Annotated in this window: 1 protein-coding gene; it reads left to right on the forward strand. The window is 64.4% G+C overall.

Going from position 1 to position 284, the window contains the following annotated elements; translation table 11 throughout:
• Window positions 1-60: 60 nt before the first annotated feature.
• A partial coding sequence (locus tag ON45_RS16560; protein WP_040495229.1) for an alcohol dehydrogenase catalytic domain-containing protein occupies window positions 61-284 on the forward strand: 224 nt, incomplete at its 3' end.

The following is a 284-nucleotide window of genomic DNA, read 5'->3' on the forward strand; positions in this document are numbered from 1 at the left end:
CGTTACGTGACGGGTCTGACCCGTTACGTAACGCGGGGAGGCTGGACTACCGTCGGAAACATGAGTCAAGAGGTACGTGGAATCGTCGCCCGGGCGAAGGGCGAACCGGTCTCGCTGGAGACGATCGTGATCCCGGATCCGGGTCAGGGTGAAGTCGTCGTGGAGATCCAGGCCTGCGGGGTCTGCCACACCGACCTCCACTATCGGGAAGGCGGAATCAACGACGAGTTCCCGTTCCTGCTCGGCCACGAGGCGGCGGGAACCGTCGACTCCATCGGCTCGGG

Source organism: Ilumatobacter nonamiensis YM16-303 (genome assembly GCF_000350145.1).
Lineage (GTDB): Bacteria > Actinomycetota > Acidimicrobiia > Acidimicrobiales > Ilumatobacteraceae > Ilumatobacter_A > Ilumatobacter_A nonamiensis.